A 21,504-nucleotide genomic window follows, 5' to 3' on the forward strand; every position below is an offset into this window, starting at 1 on the left:
CCGGTCGTGTAGATGTAACAAGGGAGGAAGTACATGTTGCGCAAACTGCTTATCGGAACGGCTCTCGGGTCGGGCCTTGCGTTCGCGGCCCACGCCCAAGACGTCAAGGAAGTTGAGATGCTGCATTGGTGGACGTCGGGCGGCGAAGCGGCTGCTTTGAACGTGCTCAAGGAAGATCTGTCCAAGCAAGGCTTTGCCTGGAAGGACGTGCCCGTGGCTGGCGGCGGCGGCGACGCCGCCATGACCGCGCTGAAGGCGATGGTCGCGGCCGGCAATTACCCGACCGCCTCGCAGATGCTCGGATATACCGTGCTCGATTATGCCGCAGCCGGCGTGATGGGCGACCTGACCGAGACGGCGGTAAAGGAAGGCTGGGACAAGTCCGTTCCGGCCGCCCTGCAGAAATTCTCGGTCTATGACGGCAAGTGGGTCGCGGCTCCGGTCAACGTCCACTCGGTCAACTGGCTGTGGATCAACAAGGCGGTGATGGACAAGATCGGCGGCACCGAGCCCAAGACCTTCGACGACTTCGTCGCGCTGCTCGACAAGGCCAAGGCGGCGGGCGTCATCCCGCTCGCGCTCGGCGGCCAGAACTGGCAGGAGGCCACCATGTTCGATTCGGTCGTGCTGTCGACCGGCGGACCTGAGTTCTACAAAAAGGCCTTCAACGACCTCGACGAAGAGCAGCTGAAGTCCGACACGATGAAGAAGTCGTTCGACAACCTCGCCAAGCTCGTCACCTATGTCGACCCGAACTTCTCGGGCCGCGACTGGAACCTCGCTACCGCCATGGTCATCAAGGGCGATGCGCTGGTGCAGGTCATGGGCGACTGGGCCAAGGGCGAATTTAACGCCGCCAAGAAGGTCCCTGGCACCGACTTCCTGTGCTATCGCTTCCCGGGCACCGACGGCAGCGTGGTCTACAACTCCGACATGTTCGGCATGTTCGACGTTCCGGACGACCGCAAGGCCGCCCAGGCCGCCTTGGCCACCGCCACTTTGTCGAAGAGCTTCCAGTCGGCCTTCAACGTCGTCAAGGGCTCGGTCCCAGCGCGCACCGACGTGCCTGACACCGACTTCGACGCTTGCGGCAAGAAGGGCATGGCCGACCTGAAGGCCGCCAATGAGGGCGGCACGCTGTTTGGTTCGCTCGCGCAAGGCTATGGCGCGCCTCCGGCGGTCGCCAATGCCTATAAGGACGTCGTCTCGAAATTCGTCCACGGCCAGATCAAGACCTCGGACGAGGCCGTGACCCAGCTGGTCAACGCGATCGAAGACGCCAAGTAAAACCAGGCATGGAGAGACCTTCCCTGCTCCGGTGGGGAAGGTTGCACCAAGGCAGAATGGTCGGCCTCGCGTCGGAAATGCCTATCACCTGGCGCCGGCGATCAACCAACACGCCCGACCCGAAAGGGAGGAGCCCATGACTACGGTCGCGACCCAGATCAAGCTGACGCCGGAGCATAACGCGCGCCCGGGCGCCTCGGTGCGCTCGCGCCTGCAGGACGCCTTGCCGAAGATCGTGCTGGCGCCAAGCTTTGCGATCACCATCGTCTTCGTCTACGGCTTCATCCTGTGGACGGTCTATCTGTCTTTCACCAACTCCAAGACGTTCCCGTCCTATGCCATTACTGGGTCACGCGCCTATCAGCGGCTGTGGCGCTGGACCTTCGAGAGCGACCCGCCATCGAGCTGGTACACGTCGATCACCAACATGGGCATTTTCGGTTTTCTCTACATCTTCATCTGCCTGGCGCTCGGCCTTTTCCTGGCCATCCTGCTCGACCAGAAGATCCGCGGCGAAGGCGTGTTGCGGCCGATCTATCTCTACCCGATGGCGCTATCCTTCATCGTCACCGGCGTCGCCTGGAAATGGTTCCTCGATCCCGGCCTCGGCCTCGAGCAGACGCTGCACCAATGGGGCTGGACGAGCTTCCATTTCGACTGGATCAAGAACAAGGATTTCGTCATCTACACCGTGGTGATCGCCGGCGTCTGGCAGGCCTCGGGGTTCATCATGGCGATGTTCCTCGCCGGCCTGCGTGGCATCGACGGCGAGATCATGAAGGCGGCGCAGATCGACGGCGCCACCACGTTCCAGCTCTATCGCCGGATCGTCATCCCGCTGCTGCGGCCGGTGTTCCTGTCGGCCTTCATCGTGCTCGCCCACCTCGCCATCAAGTCCTACGATTTGGTCGTCGCGCTGACCAGTGGCGGACCGGGCGGCTCGGCCTGGCTGCCGTCGAACTTCATGTATGAGTACACCTTCAAGCGCAACGAAATGGCTGTCGGCTCAGCCAGTGCTGTGATCATGCTGATGACCATCACCGCGATCATCGTGCCCTATCTCTACTCCGAGCTCAGGGAGAAGCCGCGATGAGCGTCATTGCCACTCCCGCTCGCCAGAGCACTGGCGGCATCAGCGCCAGGACCGTCAACCGCGTTGTCATCTACGGCCTGCTGGCGCTGTTCGCGCTGTTCTACCTGATGCCGCTATTCGTCATGCTGGTGACCTCGTTCAAGACCATGGACGAGATCCAGAACGGCAACATGCTGGCGCTGCCGCAGGCGCCGACCTTCGAGCCATGGCTGAAGGCCTGGGGCGAGACCTGCGTCGGCCTCACCTGCGCCGGCATCAAGGGCTATTTCTGGAATTCCATCAAGATGGTGGTTCCGGCGGTGCTGATCTCGACGCTGCTCGGCGCGCTCAACGGCTATGTCCTGACCAAATGGCGCTTCCGCGGCCACACGCTGGTGTTCGGGCTGATGCTGTTTGCCTGCTTCATTCCGTTCCAGTCGGTGCTGTTGCCGATGGCGACGATCCTCGGCAGCCTCGGCCGTTTCGGCGTGACGTTGCGGAACGCAACGGGGCTGTCATTCGGCTTGGGCAACCCGACGGTCAACCTGGTCTTTGTCCACGTCGTCTACGGGCTTGGCTTCACCACTTTGTTCTTCCGCAACTATTACGAGGCGTTCCCGACCGAACTGGTCAAGGCGGCGCAGGTCGACGGGGCCAGCTTCTTCCAGATTTTCCGGCGCATCATGCTGCCGAATTCGATGCCGATCTTCGTCGTCACCGTCATCTACCAGTTCACCAACATCTGGAACGACTTCCTGTTCGCCTCCGCCTATGCCGGCACCGGTGACGCGATGCCGATGACCGTGGCGCTGAACAACGTCGTCAACACCTCGACCGGCGTCGTCGAATACAACGTCAACATGGCGGCGGCGATGATCGCCGCACTGCCGACCCTTCTCGTCTACGTGGTCGCTGGCCGCTATTTTGTGCGCGGCCTGATGGCCGGCGCCGTCAAAGGATAATCGAATGGCTTTTCTCGAAATCAATGGGCTGAGGAAGCGGTTCGGATCGGTCGAAATCCTGAAGGGCATCGACGTCGATCTCGAAAAGGGCGGCTTCCTCGTGCTGGTCGGCCCGTCCGGCTGCGGCAAGTCGACCTTGCTCAACACCATCGCCGGCCTGGAAACCATCACCGAAGGCGAAATTCGCGTCGACGGCCGGACGATCAACGATCTTCATCCCTCGAAGCGCGATATCGCCATGGTGTTCCAGAGCTACGCGCTCTATCCGAACATGACGGTCGCCGGAAACATCGCCTTCGGCATGGAGATGCGCGGCGTGCCGGCTCAGGAGCGCCAGAAGGCGATCGACAAGGTGGCGAAGGTGCTGCAGATCGGCCACCTCTTGCAGCGCAAGCCGAGCCAGCTTTCCGGTGGCCAGCGCCAGCGCGTCGCGATGGGCCGCGCGCTGGTGCGCGACCCCAAGCTCTTTCTCTTCGACGAGCCGCTCTCCAATCTCGACGCCAAGCTGCGTGTCGACATGCGCATCGAGATCAAGCGCCTGCACGCGACCACCGGCACCACGATCGTCTACGTCACCCACGATCAGATCGAGGCGATGACGCTGGCCACCAAGATCGCGGTGATGCGCGACGGCGAGGTGCAGCAGTTCGGCACGCCAGCCGAAATCTACAACAACCCGACCAATCTGTTCGTTGCCGACTTCATGGGTTCACCGGCGATGAACCTGATCCCGGCGACGATCGGCGGCAATGGCAATGCGCTTTCCGTGGTGCTGCAGCGCGAGGCGCGCGAGCCGATCTCGCTGCCGCTGGCCGATGCGCCGTCGGGCCTGTCGGCATTCCACGACAAGCCGATCATCTTCGGCGTCCGCCCCGAAGCCCTGACCGATCCGGAAGGGGCCGAACGCAACGCATCGAACATCGCCACCGCCGACTGTCACATCGAAGTCGTGGAACCGGCCGGCTCCGACACTTTCGCGGTCACCAATCTGGGCGGCAAGGCGGTGGTGGCGCGGCTGCGCGCCGACGCCAACATCCAGCCGGGCACCAGCACGCCGCTCGCCTTCAACCTGACCAAGGCGGTGTTCTTCGATCCGGCGACCGAGAACCGTATCCTCTGACAGCCATGACAAACCCGGACATCGTCATCATCGGCTCCGGCATCGGCGGCGCCACGATCGCCTCCGGCCTTGCCGGCAGTGGCGCCTCGATCCTGATGCTGGAGCGCGGCGAGAAGCTGCCGGCGACCCCGCACACGCGCGACACACGCGCCATCTTCGTCGACGGCCATTACCGGCCGAAGGAGATGTGGCGCGAGGCCGGGGGTGCTGCGTTCAATCCCGGCAATTACTACTATGTGGGCGGCAATTCGAAATTCTATGGCGCGGTGCTGATCCGCTACCGCAGGCAAGACTTTTCCGCCATGGAGCACTATGGCGGCGTCTCGCCGGCCTGGCCGTTCTCCTACGAGGAGTTCGAGCCTTGGTACTCCAAGGCCGAGCAGCTTTTTCGCGTGCGCGGCGCACTCGGCGAAGACCCGACCGAACCGTTCCACTCGATCCCCTATGCCTTCGGGCCGGTGCCGGACGAGCCGCCCATCGCCCGCGCCCGCGCCGAGCTCAAGCGTCTCGGCCTGCACCCCGCATCGCTGCCGCTCGGCGTCGACATCGATGCCTGGCTGAAGGACGGCAAGACAGGCTGGGATGCCTTTCCCAACACCGGGACCGGCAAGGTCGACGCCCAAACAGGGCCGCTGGCGGCAGCACTGGCCGACCGGAACATCAGGCTAGAGACCAGTGCCCACGTCGAATATCTCGAAGCGTCATCGGATGCCAGGACGATCGCCGCCGTTCACTATCGCCAGAATGGCACGCTGAAGAAAGTGACGCCGAAACTGGTCATCCTCTCGGCCGGCGCGGTCAATTCAGCGGTCATCCTGTTGCGCTCGCCCTCTCCCAACAATGGCAAGGGAGGCGGCAAGGGCCTCGCCAACCGTTCCGACCAGGTCGGCCGCAATTTCATGAACCACAATTCGAGCGCCATGCTGGCGATCGATCCGCGCCGCAGGAACACATCCGTCTACCAGAAGACGCTGATGCTCAACGACTATTATCTGTCCGACGGCAAGGGCGGCAAGCCGCTCGGCAACGTTCAGCTTCTGGGCAAGATCGACGGCCATATTCTGAGGGCCAACGTCAAGCTTGCACCCAAATTCGCGCTGGACTTCATGGCCGGCCACGCCGTCGACTGGTATCTGATGTGCGAGGACCTGCCCGATCCCGAAAGCCGCATCATGGTCGACGGCAAGGACATCGTCATGCAGTGGCGGCGCTCCAACATGCAGTCGCTCGACGGGCTGACCAAGGTGATGCGCGAGAACTTCCGCGCCTGCGGCTATCCGATCGTCCTGTCGCGGCCTTTCGACAAGCGCACGCCGTCGCACCAGTGCGGCACGGTTAAGATGGGCGACGATCCGGCGACCTCGCCGCTCGACCCCTTCTGCCGCTCATTCGATCACCACAACCTGTTTGTTGTCGACGGCAGCTTCCTGCCGAACTCGGCCGCGGTCAATCCGGCGCTGTCGATCGCTGCACAGGCATTGCGCGTCGCCGACCATATCCGCAAGACGGAGCTTGTCGCATGAGTCGCCCGGGAGCGATCGTCACCGGCGGCGCACGCGGCATCGGCCTTGCCTGCGCCGAGGCGCTGGCCGATGCGGGCTTCGACATCCTTGTCGTGGACCTCGCCGACAACGCGACCGACGGGCTTGCCGCTGACATCGCCGCCCGCGGCGCGGCGTTCGCCTACTATGGCGGCGACATCGCCGATCTCGACAGCCATGCAGCGCTGGTCGATGCCGCATTGAATGCCTTCGGCCGCATCGACTGCCTCGTCAACAATGCCGGCATCGGCGCGGTCGAACGCGGCGACCTGCTGGAATTGAAACCGGAGAATTTCGACCGGATCCTCAGCATTAATCTGCGCGGCACCGTCTTCCTCAGCCAAGCCGTTGCCAAGGTGATGCTTGCAGCGCCGGGTGATCACCCAAAATCGATCATCACCATCACCTCGGTCAGCGCCGAAATGGCCTCGCCCGAGCGCGGCGACTACTGCATCTCCAAAGCTGGGCTTTCGATGTGGGTGAAGACCCTGGCACTGCGGCTCGCCGCCGAAAATGTCGGCGTGTTCGAGGTGCGGCCGGGCATCATCCGCACCGACATGACCGCCGGGGTAACCGCCAAATACGACGCGCTGATCGACCGCGGGCTGGTACCGGCAAAGCGCTGGGGCGAAGCCGCCGATGTCGGCGCCGCGGTGGCGGCACTCGCCGGCGGCAAGCTCGGCTTTTCGACCGGCTCGATCGTCAATGTCGACGGCGCGCTGTCGGTGCCGAGGCTGTGAGCAGGTGACGCCATGACCGACTACATCATCGTCGGCGCCGGCCCGGCCGGCTGCGTCCTCGCCAACCGGCTGAGCGAAGAGCCATCGAATTCAGTGCTGCTGCTCGAAGCCGGCGGCAAGGACTGGCATCCGCTGATCCACATGCCGGCAGGTTTCGCCAAGATGACCAAGGGGATCGCCGCCTGGGGCTGGTCGACCGTGCCGCAAAAGCACATGAAGGACCGCGTCTTCCGGTATACGCAGGCCAAGGTGATCGGCGGCGGCTCCTCCATCAACGCCCAGATCTACACGCGCGGCAACGCCCGCGATTACGACGCCTGGGAGAGGGAAGAGGGCCTTGCCGGCTGGGGCTACCGCGACGTGCTGCCCTATTTCAAGCGGGCCGAGAACAACCAGCGCTACGCCAACGATTTTCACGGCGACCAAGGCCCGCTCGGCGTCTCGAACCCGATTGCGCCGCTGCCGATCTGCGAAGCCTATTTCCGCGCCGGGCAGGAGATAGGCATTCCCTTTAATCCGGACTTCAACGGGGTAGCCCAAGAGGGCGTCGGATATTACCAATTGACGCAGAGAAACGCGAGACGCTCCTCTGCCTCGGTCGCCTATCTCCGGCCGATCCGCGAACGCAAGAACCTGACCGTCAGGACAGATGTGCTGGTGACGCGCATCGTCATCGACAAGGGCCGCGCCATCGGCGTCGAGACCGTCGACGGGCCGGGCGGCGAGAAGAAAATCCTGCGCGCCGAGCGCGAAGTGATCGTCTCGTCCGGCGCCATCGGCTCGCCGAAGCTTCTGATGCAGTCGGGCATCGGCCCGGCCGACCATTTGAAGTCGGTCGGCGTGACGCCGGTGCACGATCTGCCCGGCGTCGGCTCCAACCTGCAGGACCATCTCGACCTGTTCGTCATTGCCGAATGCACCGGCGACCACACCTATGATAACTACGCCAAGCTGCACCGAACGGTGTGGGCCGGCCTGCAATATCTGCTGCTCAAAAAGGGACCGGTTGCCTCCAGCCTGTTCGAGACCGGCGGCTTCTGGTACGCCGACCCGACCGCCGCCTCGCCCGACATCCAGCTCCATCTCGGCCTCGGCTCTGGCATCGAGGCCGGCGTCGAGAAACTCAGGAATCCAGGGGTGACGCTGAATTCGGCTTTCCTGCGCCCACATTCGCGTGGCACGGTACGACTGAAGAGTGCGGATCCCGCCGACCACCCGCTGATCGATCCGAATTACTGGTCCGACCCTTATGACCGAGACATGTCGATCAAGGGGCTCAGGCTGGCGCGCGAGATCATGCGGCAGAAGGCACTTGCCCCCTATGTACTACGCGAGGTGCTGCCGGGACCGACACTCACCAGCGACGACGAGCTGTTCGACTATGCCTGCCGCAGTTCCAAGACCGACCATCACCCTGTCGGCACCTGCCGCATGGGCCATGATGCGATGAGCGTGGTGACGCCCGATCTCAAGCTGCGCGGCATCGAGGGCTTGCGCATCTGCGACGCCTCGGTGATGCCGCGCATTCCCTCCTCCAACACCAATGCACCAACCATCATGGTCGGCGAAAAGGGCGCCGATCTGATCCTTGGCCGCGAGCCGTTGCCGCCGGCCGTGTTTTCAGGCAACCAGGCTGCATAGGAACCCAAAAATGATCAGGCACTGTGTTTTCATCAGGTTCCGCAATGACGTCACCGACGACGAGCGCGCGGCGATCCATGCCGACCTCGAAGCGTTGCGGCGGGTGATCGAAGGCATGAGCAAGGTCGAATTCAGCGCCAATGTCAGCCCAGAACCGTTCGCACGCGGCTTCACGCACGGCTTCACCATCGATTTTCGCGATGCCGCCGCGCGCGATGCCTATCTAGTGCATGAAGCGCATCAGCGGGCCGGCGCCCGGCTGGTTGCTGCACTCGAAGGCGGAACCGACGGGCTGATGGTGTTCGACCTGGAAATAAGCGCTTAGCTACCCGAGCCTCAGCGCGACGACGCCGGCAACAATGCTGAGCACGGCGGCTCCCCGCCAGCCCGTCATCTTCTCGCCGAGCGCGAACACCGAGATCATCATGGCGAACAGGATCGACGTTTCGCGCAACGCCGCGACCGAGGCGATCGGCGCCTTGGTCATCGCCCACATCACGATCCAGTAGGCGGCGCCGCTGAGCACACCGGTGTACACGCCCGCCTTCCAGTCGCGCGCCAGCACCGGCAGCGCCTTTGGCCCGCGAAAGATCAGGCACAGCACCAGCGCCCAGAGCGCATCGCAGACGAACAGCCATGCCGCATAGCTCGAGGCGGTGGCGGCGAGCCGCGCGCCGCTGCCGTCGGACAGCGTATAGCTGGCGATGAAGATCGAGGTGCCCAGCGCAAAGCCGACCGCGCGCAGGTTCAATCTCTCTAGATGCGCGCCACCGCGAAACGACAGCACCAGCGTGCCCGCCGACAAAAGAAGGATCCCGAGAATGGCGAGCGGCGCCGGCACCTCGGCGACGACCACCATGCCGCCAAGTGCGGCCAGCAGCGGCGCCGTGCCACGCGCCAGCGGATAGGTCTGGGCGAAATCGCCGGCCTTGTAGGCGCCAATCAGGAACGTCCTGTAGCCCATGTGGAAGATCACCGAGGCGATGATGTACGGCCACACTTCCGATTTCGGCACCTCGACGAAAGGCAGCGCCAGAAGCGCCACGGCGCCCATGCCGAGCGTCATCAGCGTGATCGACAGAAAGCGGTCGAGATGGACCTTGACCAGCGCGTTCCATATCGCGTGCATGGCGGCGGCGGCAAGCACCGCGAAGAAGACGAACAAGGTCATCGGTGGCTCATGCGCCTCCGGTCCCTGTCGCGAACGGCGTTTCCAGGTCGATGTCGACCCGCAGCGGAAAGTGGTCGGAGGCGATTTCGCCGATATCGGCGCCGACCGAGCGCACGCGTCCCGCAAACATGCCGCCGACGAAACAATGGTCGAGCCGTCGCTTTGTCAGCCTGCCATCGATGGTCTTCACATGGGTGTGGAAGTCCCCCGCAGGTTCGCTGGCGACGGCGGCGGCATCGACAAAACCGTCGAGGTAGGCGGCACCGCGATGGTAGGGCGTGCTGCCGACGATGCGCCGGTACTCGGCGCTGCCCGGCTCCATGTTGAAATCGCCCATCCAGATCGCTGCCAGCGGGTTTTCCGGCTGCGGCTCGCCATTGCTCCAGTTGCGCACGGGTTCGTCGTCGGCGCCACTCCACGGGCCGCCGTCGGACGGCGCCCGGCGATGCTCGGCGAGCAGATAGTCGATCTGCTCCAGCCGCTCCTCGGCGGCGATATGCGCGAGATGCAGCGACAGCACCCGCACCGGTCCGGCAGGAGTGCGGATCATGCATTCGAGCGCGGCGTTGCGGGTGTTGAGCGGACGCACGGTGCGGCGCAGCGGCAACGTGTGCAGGCGCGACCAGACGATCGGCAGCCTCGACAGCACCATGGTGCCGAATTGCCGCCGCCGGTTGACGATCCGGCCTTCACGCCGTTCGCTGGCGTCCATGTCGAAGGCCGGGCCATAGACCCAATGGTATTCGGGCAGCAGCCGAGAAAGGATTTCCGGCTGGTCGTCCTCGTTGCTGCGCAGCCAGTGCCGTTCCACTTCCTGCAAGGCGATGATGTCGGCGCCAGCGACAACCATGGCGCAGCGCGCGAGATCGTACCGGCCGTCGCTGCCGAAACCGTACTGGATGTTGTAGCTGACCAGCTTCATTGCTTAACCGGCTCAATTTCGTGATGGCAGTAGCGGTTTGGCGGATTGGTTGCAATGTGCAGCCGGATGGAGAGAGCTTGGGCCAGATAGCGCGCGGCTAAGTCGTCAGCGGCTGGAAACGTCCTGGCGGAGAAGCGGCCAGTTCCGACCAGTCGATTTCCTCCTCCAGGCGATGATAGGCTTCGTCGCCGATCGTCCCATCGATACGCAGCTGTTCCAACGCGTCACGCTGGCTCTTGATGGCATAGAGACGCAACCTATCGTACTCGGTTGCAGCCTGGGCATCGTCAGGATTTTCGGCGATCACGCGCTGCGCGGCAAATTGCTCGCGGACCGCGGCCGCCGCATTCGATGTCTTGCCGCTCAACACGTCCAGTGCGGCCTGCATGATGGCGACGCGTGCCTGCGCGACCTCGCGGTCGACAGTTTCGTCCGGATCGAGACGAAGCAAGCCCAGCAGCGGCTTCAGGCTCATGCCTTGCAGCACCAATGTGCCGAGGACGACCGAGAAGGCAGCGAGCACGATCGGGTCGCGGCCGGGAAAGTCGGCCGGCAAGGCAAACGCTGCCGCAAGGGTGACCAGGCCGCGCATGCCGCACCAGCCGATCAGCACGCCGCCGCGAAACGACGGGGCTTCGGCCTTCCGATCCGCGTCACCGAAGCTGGCAAGCCACCTCATGATCGCGCCGCATCCCAGCACCCAGACGAGACGCGAGACGATGACGACTGCCAGCACGGCTGCGGCGAAGACGAACGCTTCGACCTGCCCCTGCTCGGCAAGCCGGCCGACGATCGATCGCGCCTGAAGTCCCATCAGGACGAAGGCCAGCACGTTGAGCACGAAGACCGCCGTCTCCCAGACCGAGTAGGAGCTGACGCGATTCCTGGCCGGCATGCGGCGCGGCGCGGTGCGCGCGATGGTCATGGCATAGACGACGATCGTTATGATGGCGGAGAGCCCGATCCTATCGGCCAGGATCCAGACGCCGAATGTTCCGGCGAATTGCACCACCGTACCGCTCGCCGGGTCTTCGATGCGACTGAGGGTGACGAGAAACAAGCGGCCGAGCACATAACCAGCGGCAAGGCTGCCGACCGTCGACAGCAAGATCATCGGAACCGCACTGCTCAGCAGGATAGAGCCGGCAGCTGCGGAAACCGCCATGCGGTAGATCAGGAGTGCCGTGGCGTCGTTGAGCAGGCTTTCGCCTTGCAGGATCGCGGTGATGCGGTGCGGCACCTTGAACTGTCCAAGCACGGCCGACGCCGCGACGGCATCGGGCGGCGCCACGATCGCGCCGAGGGCAATGGCCGCAGCGATCGGCAGGCCTGCCATTGCCCATCCGGCGAGCGCCACGGCCGCAGTCGTGAAAACAACGGCGCCAAGCGCCAGCAAGACAAGCGGCAGCCTGTAGCGATTGAGATCGCGCAGCGACGTGTCGTAGGCAGCGTCGAGGAGCACCGGCGCGACGAACAAGGCGAGCGCCAGTTCGGGATCGATCTCGATGGTCGGCGCAAACGGCAGGAAGGCGATACCTACGCCTGCCAAGGCCAGCAACGAAGGATAGGGAACCTGGAGACGCCGCGACAATGCCGTCAGCGCGACGGCGATCAGCAGGAGAACTAGGGTCAGCTCGAAAAGCGCCATGCCTCATCGTAGCGGCGAAGCGCGATTATTGGCAGCGGTAAAAACCATGAGCTGCTGTGATTGGCCGTTGTGCTCTGACTTGGCAGTATGCGTTGAGGCGGTTGTCTGCGTATAAGCTTGGGTCATGATCCTCATCGGCCAATATGACTCGCCCTTCGTCCGTCGCGTTGGCATTGCGCTGACCCTGTACAACCTGCCGTTTGAACATCGTCCCTGGTCGACCTTCGGCGATGCGGACAAGATCAGGCCCTACAATCCGCTGACGCGCGTGCCAACCCTGGTGCTGGACAATGGCGAGGTGCTGATCGAGAGCCACGCCATGCTGGACCATCTGGACAGCCTCGTAGCGGCCGAGCACAGGATGTTTCCGACCGACGAGCCGGCGCGCCGCCAAGCGCTGAAGATAGCCGCTTTGGCAACCGGGCTGGGCGACAAGGCGGTCAGCCTGTTCTACGAGAGGCTGCTGCACGAGCCGATCTCCGACCTCTGGGTCGAGCGCTGCCGCAAGCAGATAGAAGGCGTGATGGCTGTACTGGAAGCCGATCGCAGCACAAGGCCTGAATCCTACTGGTTCGGCGATCGGATCGGCCATGCCGACATCGCGGTTGCCGCCGCGCTTCGCTTCCTTGGCGAGGCACATCCCGGCCTAGCTTCGCTCACCGCGTTTCCGGCGCTCGCCGCCCATGCCGCGCGGCTGGAAGCGCTGCCGGTCTTCAGGACGGTGAGCCAGCCGTTCATCCCGCCGGCCTGACTTCGACTTCCGGGATACTGCCGCTGTTAGAGCATGTCGCCCAAAAGTGCGCAGCGGTTTTGGGATAACGACACGCATAAAAACAAAGGCTTAAAGCGCGTCGATTGAATCCGTTTCAACGCGACGCGCTTTAGAGCATTTGCAGCCAAACGTCTTCGTTTTCGCGTCCGACAAAATGCGTCAAACAAGACCTGGAGCGCGGTTTTGGTTCCACCAAAGCGCTCTAGTGCAGCACCAGCATGTCGCCCGACGAGAAGGAAATCTCGGCCTTCTCACCGACGGCGGGCGGCGGGGCGGCCGGGCTGTTGAACGTGTCGAGCGACACCGTGCTGCCGCCGATGCCGACGCGAACCCGGATGACCGAGCCGAGGAAATGGACTTCGGCGATCTCGCCCGAAAGGCTGGAATCGCGGCCGGGATGGCGGCCGAGCGAAATCGCCTCGGGCCTCAGCGCTAGGGATAGCTTGTCGCCGGTTTTCGAACCGTTGAGCTTGCCCTTGAGCGCGACCTCCTGCGTGTTGACGCGCACTTTGCCCGAAGCGGCATCGGTGACGGTGCCTTCGAGCACGTTCAGCGTGCCGACGAAATTGGCGACGAACTTGGTCGCCGGCCGGTTGTAGATCTCGAACGGCGTGCCGACCTGCTCGGCCTTGCCGCCATACATGACTGCGATGCGATCGGAGATCGACAGTGCCTCTTCCTGGTCGTGCGTGACGAAGATCGTCGTGATGCCGAGCCTCTTCTGGATCGAGCGGATTTCCTCGCGCAGCGACACGCGGACCTTGGCGTCGAGCGCCGACAACGGCTCGTCGAGCAGCAGGAGCTTCGGCTTCGGCGCGATCGCCCGCGCCAGCGCGATACGCTGCTGCTGGCCACCGGAGAGCTGATAGGGATAGCGATCGCCCATCTGCGGCAGCTTGATGAGGTCGAGCATCTCGGCAACGCGCCTGTCAGCATCGGCCTTTGGCATGCCCGCGACCTTCAGTCCGAAGCCGATGTTCTGCGCCACCGTCAGGTTCGGAAACAGCGCATAGGCCTGGAACACCATGCCGACATTGCGCTGGTTGGGCTTGAGCCGGGTGATGTCCTTGCCGGCCACCACGATCTTGCCGGCGCTCGGCTCCTCGAAGCCGGCGACCATGCGCAGCACTGTCGTCTTGCCGCAGCCCGATGGCCCGAGGAAGGAGACGAATTCGCCCGGCTCGACGTCGAGGTTGAAATCCTGGACCACGGTGGTGGGGCCGAAGGATTTTCGCACATGCTGGATGGAGAGGAACGGCTCGGCCATGGCTTTTTTTCCGTCAGTAATTTCGATCAGTTTGGCCGGTTCGCCGATCGCGGCGCAAAACGCGACAGGATCTGGATCAGCGACATGCACGCCCAGGTAATGGCGAAGGCGATGATGGCAAGTGCCGCCGGCTCATAGGCGCGATTGGCGCCGATGTTCTGCAGGTAGGGACCGAAGGCCGGCCGATTGAGCAGGCTGGCCATGGTGAATTCGCCGAGGACGATGGCGAAGGTAAGGAAGGCGCCCGACAATACCGCGATCAGCACATTGGGCAGAATGACGCGGGTGATGATCGTGCCCCAGCCGGCGCCGAGGATCTGCGCCGCCTCCGTCAGCGTGCGCACGTCGATGGTGCGAAGCCCGGTGTCGACGGCGCGGTACATATAGGGCAGCGCCAGGGTCGCATAGCCGATGACCAGCAAGGCGTTGGTGCCCGTGTCACTCGCCAGGAACGGCAGCGGCGAGTTCGATCCGTACATTCTGATGTAGCCGAAGACGATGACGATCGCCGGGATGACCAGCGGCAGCAGCGTGATGAACTCGACGACCGGCCTCAGTTGCGGCAGCCGCAACCGGATCCAGTAGGCGGTGGGCACGACGATCAGCACGCCGAGGATGATGGTGAACACGGCGGCAAGCACCGAATAGCCGAAAGTCGCCTGGAAGCGGGGGTCGCCAAGCACGACCTCGTAGGCATCGAAGGAATAGACGCCGCGCCGCATGCGCATTGAGAATTCCACGGTTGCAATCAGCGGAATGAAGAAATAGGCCGCGCCCAGCACGAAGACGACCCAGGCCCAGAAACGTCCGCTCTTCATTTGAGCCACCTTTCGCTGCGCGTCCGGAACCAGATGTAGAAGACGTTGGCGAGGCCGGTGATGACGATCATGCCGAAGGCAATGGCATAGCCGAGATGCGGGTTGTGCAACACGTCGCCGCGGATCTGCGCGTAGAGCACGATGGGAATGATGTTGAGCGATGAGCCGGTCAGCGCATAGGCGGTGGCGATGGCGCCGAAGGCATTGGCAAACAGCAGGATGACGGTGCCGAGAAAACTCGGCCAGATCACCGGGATGACGACCATGCGCCAGTATTGCGCGGTGGTGGCGCCAAGCGTGGCGGCCGCCTCGCCCCATTCCTTCTTCAGCCCGTCGATCGCCGGTGTGATGATGACCACCATCAGTGGGATCTGGAAATAGACATAGGTCAACGTCAGGCCCCAGAACGACAGGATGTTGAAGCCGTGGGCGTAGATGTTGAAGCCGAACACGGTGTTCAGGATCACCGTCGCGAGGCCGAGCCGGCCGAGCGTGGCGAGGAAGGCGAAGGCCAACGGCACGCCGGCGAAATTCGAAGCCACGCCGGAAAAGGTCAGCGTCGCCGACCGTATCCAGTTCGGCAGGCCGCCGCGCACGATGGCAATGGCAATGGCCAGACCGGCAAATGCGCCGATGAGCGACGAAGCAAGGCTGATCTTGATCGAGATCCAGTAGGCGGCAAGGATGCTGGGCAGCTTGCAGTTTCCGTCGACCCAGGAAATCCAGGAATCATATTGGCACTGCATGTAGTTCGACAAATTGGGTGGGTCGAAGATACCGACGATGTTGTCGAAGGTGAATGCGCCGGCATCGTTCTGGAACGCGCCCAGCACCAGATAGAGCGTGGGCAGGACCAGGAACATGATGGCGAAGATGAAGAACGGCGCCACGCCCAGCCATTGCGTCGGCAGCCGAAACGCGCGCGCCTCGCTGGGCGGCGCCGTCTTCCCGGCAATCGCGTGATCGGAAAGCGAGAGATCGGTCATGCGCCGGCTACCGTCTTATCGCATCGGCCCGAAAATCGAACTCGATTTTCGGAAAGCACGATGCGAAAATTTGAGTTCTAGAGCGTACTTTGTGCGTCCAAGTGGACGCACGTCGCTCTAGTGGAATGCCGGGCGGCAGTGAAGCCGCCCGGCGGTTTTCAACCTTACTGAACGTTGGCGCCGACGACGGCGTCCCAGTTCTTGGTGATGGCTTCCTTGGCCTTGCCCTGCTCGTCGAGCGTCGGGAACACTGCGGCCTCATAAGATGCGGCCGGCGGCAGCTTGGCCAGCACGTCCTCCGGGATCTTGCCGTTCTTGGCGAGATCGTTGAAGCGGATCGGGTGGCAGTAGCCCTTCAGCCAGCCAATCTGGCCTTCGTCGGAATAGAGATATTCCAGCCAGAGCTTGGCAGCGTTCGGATGCGGCGCGTAGGCGCTGATCGCCTGCACGTAGACACCGGCGACGACACCGGTCTTCGGCACGACGACGTCGACCGGCGGATTGCCTTTCAGCGTGTCGCGGCCGGCAAGCGCATTGTAGTCCCAGTTGATCAGGATCGGTGTCTGACCCTGTGCAAGCGTCGCCGGCTTGCCGATGACCGGCACGAAATTGCCGGCGGCGTTGAGCTTCTTGAAGAACTCGAGGCCGGCAGTACCTGCGGCTTCACCGGCCGCGGCGCCGCTCGAAAGGCCGGCGGCGTAGACCGCCTGGATGGCTTGGTTCGAGGCGCGTGGATCGCCGGCGAGCGCGACGGCGTTGGCATATTCCGGCTTCAGGAGATCGGCCCAATCGGCCGGCACTTCCTTGACCAGATCCTTGTTCACCATCATCGCCAGCACGCCGTAATAGTCGCCGGTCCAGTAGCCTTCGGCATCCTTGGCGCTGTCGGGGATCGAGTCCCAGGTCGACACCTTGTAGGGCATCAGCAGGCCGTCGGCTTTGGCGGTGGGGCCGAAGGATAGGCCGACGTCGATGACGTCGGGCGCCTGCGGGCCCTTATTGTCCTTGTTGGCCTTGATCGCCTCGATCTCGTCGCCGGAGCCGGCATCGGGGTTAAGCTCGTTGACGGTGATTTCGGGATATTTCGCCTTGAAGCCGGCGATCACGGCGCCATAGCCGCACCAGTCATGCGGCAGGGCGATTGTGGTGAGCTGGCCTTCCGCCTTGGCAGCGGCAACCAGTTCATCCATGGACTGAGCCGACGAGATGGCAGAGGTCGCCATCAGGGCGACGGCCGTAAGGGAAAGCACTTTTCCCGTGAATTTGAACATGTGTTCTCTCCGTTGAACTGACGCCGTTGGACGCCTGCGATGCGGTATCGTTTTCGTGTGACAGCCAGATGAAAGCTTTGTGAAAGCGATGCCCCGCAGTACGAAAAAGTAAACTCTTTTTAACCGGCTGTAGCAATCGCCCCGCGATTATTTTTCCGGCTAATTAATTTCGGTCTTACCTTTCATTTTTCCCCTTTCTTTGCCCTCAATTCCCAGATCAATTTTTCGGGTGCGAAAACCGTCTCAGACGGTGCCGGCAATGGCGTTTTCAAGCAGCGTCAGAGCCGCTTTCCTGGTCAGCTTGACCGGGTTGCCGCCGGCGGTCGGATCGACCACTGCCATGTCGGCGATCAGGCCCTTGCGCTTCTTGTCCATCTCGAGCCCCTTGATCAGGCCCGGCAGCGCGTGCGGCACCTTCAGCTCCTTGCGCAGCTTGACGATCGCCTTGGCGAAACCGTCGAAGCCACCCTTGATGCCGCAATAGGCGGCGAGCCGGGCGATGCGCACCTCGATGGCGTCGCGGTTGAAGGTCAGCACATAAGGCATGAACACGGCGTTGGTCATGCCGTGATGGGTGTCGTAGAGCGCGCCGATCGGATGCGACAGCGAGTGTATGGCGCCCAGCCCCTTCTGGAAGGCGGCGGCGCCCATCGCGGCCGCGCTCATCATATGGGCGCGGGCGACGAGATCCTTGCCGTTGGCGTAGGCTTTCGGCAGGTTTTCGAACACGAGCCGCACGCCTTCGACAGCGATGCCATCGGCCATCGGATGATAGCCCGGCGCGCAATAGGCCTCGAGGCAGTGGGCGAGCGCGTCCATCCCGGTTCCGGCGGTGATGAAGCCCGGCATGCCGACCGACAGTTCCGGATCGGCGATGACGATGGCCGGCAACAGCTTCGGGTGGAAGATGACCTTCTTGGTGTGGGTCGCCTCATTGGTGATGACGCCTGCGCGGCCGACTTCCGACCCGGTGCCGGCGGTGGTCGGCACGGCGATGATCGGCGCGATCGCATCCGAATTGGCGCGCGTCCACCAGTCGCCGACATCCTCGAAATCCCAGACCGGCCGCGTCTGGCCGGCCTGGAAAGCGATCAGCTTGCCGAGATCGAGCGCCGAGCCGCCGCCGAAGGCGATGACGCCGTCATGCTTGCCTTTCTTGAACACGGCAATGCCGGCGGTCAGGTTCGAATCCACCGGGTTCGGCTTGACCTCGGAAAACACGCCATAGGGCACCTTGGCGTCGTCGAGGATCTTCAACGTCGAAGCGACGACCGGAAGTTTGGCCAGCCCTGGATCGGTGACGAAGAGCGGCCGCTTGATTCCGGTCGCATCAAGCACATCAGGCAATTCCTTGATGCGCCCTGCACCGAAGCGGACGGTTGTCGGGTAGTTCCATTTAGAAATGAGTTTTGTCATTTTTGACTTTCAGAAAATCAGATGGTTTCACGCAGGTGATATGATTTCGGCCTCGTCAGATTGTCGTAGCCAATGGCCGACAGCGCCGCGCCCTTGCCGGTGTCCTTGACGCCGGTCCAGACCAGCGCCGGATCGAGATAGTCGCAGCGGTTCATGAACACGGTGCCGGTCTCGACGCGGTCGCCGATCGCCGCCGCATGCTCGGTGTCGCGCGTCCAGATCGAGGCCGTCAGCCCGTAAGGGCTGTCGTTCATCAGTGCGATCGCCTCCTCATCGTTGCGCACCTTCATGATGCCGACGATCGGCCCAAAGCTTTCCTCACGCATGACGCTCATCTGATGATCGACTTCAGTCAGCACTTCCGGCGACAGATAGGGCGAGCCTGGCTCGTCGTTGGCAACCTTCATGTTGATGAGCGCCTTGGCACCCTTGCGCAGCGCCTCTGCCTTCTGCTCGCGGATCAGGTCGGCAAAGCGCGCCTGTGCCATCGGCCCCATCGTCGTCGCCTGGTCTAGCGGGTTGCCGACGACGTAGTTCTTGGTTTCGGCGATGAAGCCTTCGACGAACTCGTCATAGACCTTCTCGTGAACATAGACGCGCTCGATGCCGCAGCAGCACTGGCCGGAATTGTAGAAGGCGCCGTCGACCAGGTTGGCGACGGCATGATCCATCTTGGCATCGGCCAGGACATAGGCCGGGTCCTTGCCGCCGAGCTCAAGGCCGAGCGTCATGAAGGTGCCTGCCGCAGCCTTTTCGATGGCGCGGCCACCAGCAACCGAGCCGGTGAAATTGACATGGTCGATCTTGCCCGAGCCGAGCAGTCTTTCAGTCTGGGCGTGGTTCATGACGAGGTTCTGGAACAGGCCCTTTGGCAGGCCGGCCTTGTCGAAAGCCTGCTGAAAGCGTTCACCGACCAATAGCGTCTGCGCCGCGTGCTTGAGGATCACGGCGCTGCCGGCCATCAGCGCCGGCACGATGGTGTTGACGGCGGTGAGATAGGGATAGTTCCACGGCGCGATCACCATGACCACGCCGAGCGGCACCTTCTTCACATAGCGGCGAAACCCGTCCTTGGGATTGGAGGCCATCACCGGCTTCAGTGCCGCTTCGGCAATCTCGACCATGTAGTTGGTGCGTTCCCTGACGCCGCCGAACTCGCCGCCATAACGCACCGGACGGCCCATCTGCCAGGCGATTTCCGGCACGATCTCGTCGGTCATGGCGACCAACGCTTCCAGCATGGCAAGCATATATTTGCCGCGCTCGACGACCGGGGTCTCAGCCCATTTCTCTTGCGCTGCCTTGGCACGCTCGACCGCGGCATTGATCGCCTGATCCGTGGCGATCGGTCGCTCGGCATAGAGCGAGCCATCGACGGGGGATTTTATCTTGACCGTTTCGGTCATTCCTTGAGTCCTCGCAGCTTATGACAATCTCGGTTTTGAGCTACCCGCCTCCGCACCAAAGGCTGAACGGCAGCGCTGGCGTAGTTTAGTACCGCTCAAACCCCCTGTGCAGTTCCCAGTCCGTAATCCGGCGGTCGTATTCGAACTGCTCCCAGCGTGCCGTATGGACATAATGTTCGAGCACGCCGTCACCGAACGCCTGCTTCAGCATCTCCGAATTCGCCAGCGTCTCGGTGGCATCGCGCAGGGTTTTGGGAATTTCCGGCAGCTGCGAGGCCTGATAGGCATCGCCGACGAAGGGCTTCTGCAGCTCCAGCTTTTCATCGATGCCGGCAAGGCCGGCCGCGATCAGCGCGGCGAAGGCGAGATAGGGGTTGAGGTCGGCACCACCGATACGGCATTCCATGCGGATGCCCTTGGTGCCCTCGCCGCACAGGCGGAAACCGGCGGTGCGGTTGTCCTCGCTCCACATGATCTTGGTCGGCGCGAAGGTGCCGGCCTGGAAACGCTTGTAGGAATTGATGTAGGGTGCCAGGAACCAGGTGAATTCCTTGGCGTATTTGAGCTGGCCGGCCGCCCATTGCTGACCGAGCGTCGACAGCGTCCATTCGGCTTGTCTGTCGTAGAAAAGCGGCGTCTTGCCGTCGGCGCTCCACAGCGAATTGTGGATGTGGCTGGAATTGCCGGCCAGCCCATAATTATACTTGGCCATGAACGAAATCGCCTTGCCTTCGGACTCAGCGATTTCCTTGGCGCCGTTCTTCAGGATGACGTGGCGGTCGGCCATGTCGATCGCCTCGGCATAGCGCACATTGATTTCTTCCTGGCCCGGACCCCACTCGCCCTTGGAGTTCTCGATCGGAATGCCGGCTGCTTCCATCTCGTTGCGCAGCCGGCGCATGACGCCTTCTTCCTTGGTGGTGATGCCGATCTGGTAGTCGCCGATATAGGGGGAGGCGGTGTCGAGGCTCTGCCAGTGCTTCTTGCGGGCGGAATCGTAAGTTTCGCTGAACAGATAGAATTCGAGCTCGGAGGCGAAATAGCCGATATAGCCACGCTCGCTCAGCCGCTTGACCTGCTTCTTCAGGATGGCGCGCGGCGAATGCGGCAGGTCGTCATGGGTGTGGTGGTCGAGCACGTCGCAGATCACCAGCGCCGTCTTTTCCAGCCATGGAATGCGCCGCAGCGTCGCCAGGTCCGGCTTCATGACGAAGTCGCCGTAACCCTTCGACCAGCTCGCCGCCTTGTAGCCTGGCACCGGTTCCATATCGATGTCGGCGGCCAAGAGATAGTTGCAGCCATGCGTCTCGTCATGGGCGGACTCGACGAAATACTGTGCCAGGAACCGCTTTCCCGCCAGCCGGCCCTGCATGTCGACAATGCAGGCCAGCACCGTGTCGATCTCGCCGCTGGAGACCGCCTTCTTCAACTGATCGAACGAGAAATTTCCGGCCATTCCTTTGG

General features: G+C 63.0%; 19 protein-coding genes. 9 read left to right on the forward strand and 10 right to left on the reverse strand.

The window, feature by feature from the left end; all coding sequences use genetic code 11:
- The first annotated feature begins 33 nt into the window (after nucleotides 1–33).
- From RPG13_RS30010 to RPG13_RS30045, 8 genes are all read left to right on the forward strand, one after another.
- Nucleotides 34–1,287 (forward strand): ABC transporter substrate-binding protein, encoded by a 1,254-nt coding sequence (locus RPG13_RS30010; protein WP_337126694.1) that lies wholly within the window; start codon nucleotides 34–36, stop codon nucleotides 1,285–1,287.
- A gap of 136 nt (nucleotides 1,288–1,423) precedes the next feature.
- A complete protein-coding gene (locus RPG13_RS30015; RefSeq protein ID WP_128284570.1) occupies nucleotides 1,424–2,380 on the forward strand; it encodes a carbohydrate ABC transporter permease in 957 nt (318 codons plus the stop codon).
- Nucleotides 2,377–3,321 (forward strand): carbohydrate ABC transporter permease, encoded by a 945-nt coding sequence (locus tag RPG13_RS30020; protein ID WP_095484050.1) that lies wholly within the window; start codon nucleotides 2,377–2,379, stop codon nucleotides 3,319–3,321. The genes RPG13_RS30015 and RPG13_RS30020 overlap by 4 nt, the downstream gene beginning before the upstream one ends.
- A gap of 4 nt (nucleotides 3,322–3,325) precedes the next feature.
- Nucleotides 3,326–4,441 carry an ABC transporter ATP-binding protein gene (locus RPG13_RS30025; RefSeq protein WP_095484049.1) on the forward strand — a complete coding sequence of 372 codons (1,116 nt, stop codon included), beginning with the start codon at nucleotides 3,326–3,328 and terminating at the stop codon, nucleotides 4,439–4,441.
- Between the two features lie 5 nt (nucleotides 4,442–4,446).
- Nucleotides 4,447–5,964, forward strand: coding sequence for a GMC family oxidoreductase (locus RPG13_RS30030; RefSeq protein WP_337126695.1), 1,518 nt, complete (start codon nucleotides 4,447–4,449; stop codon nucleotides 5,962–5,964).
- Complete coding sequence (locus RPG13_RS30035; protein ID WP_337126696.1) at nucleotides 5,961–6,722, forward strand: 3-ketoacyl-ACP reductase; 762 nt, start codon at nucleotides 5,961–5,963, stop codon at nucleotides 6,720–6,722. Before RPG13_RS30030 ends, RPG13_RS30035 begins: the two co-directional genes overlap by 4 nt.
- A 12-nt stretch (nucleotides 6,723–6,734) precedes the next feature.
- Nucleotides 6,735–8,363 carry a GMC family oxidoreductase gene (locus tag RPG13_RS30040; protein WP_337126697.1) on the forward strand — a complete coding sequence of 543 codons (1,629 nt, stop codon included), beginning with the start codon at nucleotides 6,735–6,737 and terminating at the stop codon, nucleotides 8,361–8,363.
- A 10-nt stretch (nucleotides 8,364–8,373) separates the two neighbouring features.
- Nucleotides 8,374–8,688, forward strand: coding sequence for a Dabb family protein (locus RPG13_RS30045; RefSeq protein ID WP_292226914.1), 315 nt, complete (start codon nucleotides 8,374–8,376; stop codon nucleotides 8,686–8,688).
- On the opposite strand, the gene RPG13_RS30050 is transcribed toward RPG13_RS30045, so the two are convergent.
- The 3 genes from RPG13_RS30050 to RPG13_RS30060 form a co-directional block, all read right to left on the reverse strand.
- Complete coding sequence (locus tag RPG13_RS30050) at nucleotides 8,689–9,534, reverse strand: EamA family transporter (protein ID WP_095484044.1); 846 nt, start codon at nucleotides 9,532–9,534, stop codon at nucleotides 8,689–8,691.
- Between the two features lie 7 nt (nucleotides 9,535–9,541).
- On the reverse strand, nucleotides 9,542–10,456 hold the full coding sequence (locus RPG13_RS30055; RefSeq protein ID WP_337126698.1) for an endonuclease/exonuclease/phosphatase family protein: 915 nt from the start codon (nucleotides 10,454–10,456) through the stop codon (nucleotides 9,542–9,544).
- A gap of 97 nt (nucleotides 10,457–10,553) precedes the next feature.
- Nucleotides 10,554–12,104: a cation:proton antiporter gene (locus RPG13_RS30060; RefSeq protein ID WP_337126699.1), complete on the reverse strand. Its 1,551-nt coding sequence runs from the start codon at nucleotides 12,102–12,104 to the stop codon at nucleotides 10,554–10,556.
- 124 nt (nucleotides 12,105–12,228) lie between these two features.
- On the opposite strand from RPG13_RS30060, the gene RPG13_RS30065 reads away from it, so the two are divergent.
- The gene (locus RPG13_RS30065; protein WP_337126700.1) at nucleotides 12,229–12,855 is read left to right on the forward strand and encodes a glutathione S-transferase family protein; all 627 of its coding nucleotides are present in this window, start codon (nucleotides 12,229–12,231) and stop codon (nucleotides 12,853–12,855) included.
- A 223-nt stretch (nucleotides 12,856–13,078) separates the two neighbouring features.
- On the opposite strand, the gene RPG13_RS30070 is transcribed toward RPG13_RS30065, so the two are convergent.
- The 7 genes from RPG13_RS30070 to RPG13_RS30100 form a co-directional block, all read right to left on the reverse strand.
- Complete coding sequence (locus RPG13_RS30070; protein WP_126105102.1) at nucleotides 13,079–14,143, reverse strand: ABC transporter ATP-binding protein; 1,065 nt, start codon at nucleotides 14,141–14,143, stop codon at nucleotides 13,079–13,081.
- A 26-nt stretch (nucleotides 14,144–14,169) separates the two neighbouring features.
- On the reverse strand, nucleotides 14,170–14,961 hold the full coding sequence (locus RPG13_RS30075; protein ID WP_337126701.1) for an ABC transporter permease: 792 nt from the start codon (nucleotides 14,959–14,961) through the stop codon (nucleotides 14,170–14,172).
- Complete coding sequence (locus RPG13_RS30080) at nucleotides 14,958–15,947, reverse strand: ABC transporter permease (RefSeq protein WP_095484039.1); 990 nt, start codon at nucleotides 15,945–15,947, stop codon at nucleotides 14,958–14,960. The genes RPG13_RS30075 and RPG13_RS30080 overlap by 4 nt, the downstream gene beginning before the upstream one ends.
- Nucleotides 15,948–16,111: 164 nt before the next feature.
- Entirely contained in the window at nucleotides 16,112–17,218 is a 1,107-nt protein-coding gene (locus RPG13_RS30085; protein ID WP_095484038.1) for an ABC transporter substrate-binding protein, read from the reverse strand.
- A gap of 243 nt (nucleotides 17,219–17,461) precedes the next feature.
- Nucleotides 17,462–18,634 (reverse strand): iron-containing alcohol dehydrogenase, encoded by a 1,173-nt coding sequence (locus RPG13_RS30090; RefSeq protein WP_337126702.1) that lies wholly within the window; start codon nucleotides 18,632–18,634, stop codon nucleotides 17,462–17,464.
- Between the two features lie 17 nt (nucleotides 18,635–18,651).
- Nucleotides 18,652–20,040 carry an aldehyde dehydrogenase family protein gene (locus RPG13_RS30095; RefSeq protein ID WP_337126703.1) on the reverse strand — a complete coding sequence of 463 codons (1,389 nt, stop codon included), beginning with the start codon at nucleotides 20,038–20,040 and terminating at the stop codon, nucleotides 18,652–18,654.
- 85 nt (nucleotides 20,041–20,125) lie between these two features.
- Nucleotides 20,126–21,496: a glutamine synthetase family protein gene (locus RPG13_RS30100; RefSeq protein ID WP_128284559.1), complete on the reverse strand. Its 1,371-nt coding sequence runs from the start codon at nucleotides 21,494–21,496 to the stop codon at nucleotides 20,126–20,128.
- Between the last annotated feature and the right edge of the window lie 8 nt (nucleotides 21,497–21,504).

The sequence above is a fragment of the Mesorhizobium sp. ISC15 genome (assembly GCF_037162615.1).
Lineage (GTDB): Bacteria > Pseudomonadota > Alphaproteobacteria > Rhizobiales > Rhizobiaceae > Mesorhizobium > Mesorhizobium mediterraneum.